Origin of the sequence: Gordonia otitidis NBRC 100426 (assembly GCF_000248075.1) — a bacterium.
Lineage (GTDB): Bacteria > Actinomycetota > Actinomycetes > Mycobacteriales > Mycobacteriaceae > Gordonia > Gordonia otitidis.
This window is the reverse complement of record NZ_BAFB01000044.1, coordinates 1-925: the sequence shown is the minus strand read 5'-3', so window position 1 is coordinate 925 and position 925 is coordinate 1. Positions and strand designations below refer to the sequence as shown.

Here is a 925-nt window from a genome sequence, read left to right as displayed (position 1 = left end):
AGCACCGCCACCAGGCACACGCACGTCGGCGTGGTCGCGCCCGACGAGATCGTCGAGATCGACGGAGTCCAGGTCAGTTCGCTCGAGCGAACAGCCGTCGACATCGCATGCACGACCCCGATGGGCTTCGCAGGCGCACTCGCGGTGCTCGACGCCGCTCTGCGCATGGGTGCCGACCGCGAGGTCATGCGGAAGATGCTGCGGGCCACGCGGCGCGGCGTGGGACAGGCGCGTCGCGCGCTCGCCCACGCCGATGCGAACGCAGAGAGCCCGGGCGAGTCGTGGTGCCGCGCGCAGATGATCGAGGCAGGCCTGCCGATGCCACGCCTGCAGCACGAGTTCCGGGATCGCGACGGGTTCGTCGCACGTTCCGACTTCGACTGGGCGGGCAGGCTCGTCGGAGAGTTCGACGGAAAGGTGAAGTATCAGAAGTACTTACGCGAAGGTGAGGATGCCACCGACGCCGTGGTGCGCGAGAAGAAGCGCGAGGACAGGCTGCGCCGACTCGGCGTCATGGTGATCCGTTGGACCTGGGCCGACCTGGAACGCGGCACGGTCGCCGCTACGGTCCGACAGTGGCTGACCACGCTGGAACTGGGCGCCGCCTGACCTGCCCCACTGCGCGCCGGTTCCAGACGCGTCTCGAACTTGCAGACGCGGTCGGTGTACCAGCCGCGTCTGCAAGTTCGGACCGCGTGTGCGAACGCCTACAACCCCTCAGACGCCGGCGTTCGCGTCGATCTTCTTCTTGAGTTCGAGGGCGATGTCGATCAGTTGATCTTCCTGACCACCCACGAGCTTGCGGTTACCCGCCTCGAGCAGGATGTCGGCCGCCGAGACGCCGTATCGTTCCGCATGACCTTCGGCGTGCTTGAGGAAGCTCGAGTAGCAGCCCGCGTAGCCCATCATCATCGACGAGCGATCC

Annotated in this window: 2 protein-coding genes; one reads left to right on the top strand and one right to left on the bottom strand. The window is 66.9% G+C overall.

Features of this window, described 5'->3' with window-relative positions; all coding sequences use genetic code 11:
* Positions 1 to 609: hypothetical protein (locus tag GOOTI_RS04470; protein ID WP_007237383.1), on the top strand; the 609-nt coding region annotated here is incomplete at its 5' end.
* Positions 610 to 717: 108 nt separating this feature from the next.
* Here GOOTI_RS04470 and GOOTI_RS04465 read toward each other — a convergent pair.
* Positions 718 to 925 (bottom strand): 4-hydroxy-2-oxovalerate aldolase family protein (locus GOOTI_RS04465; RefSeq protein WP_007237382.1); only part of this gene is annotated, 208 nt, incomplete at its 5' end.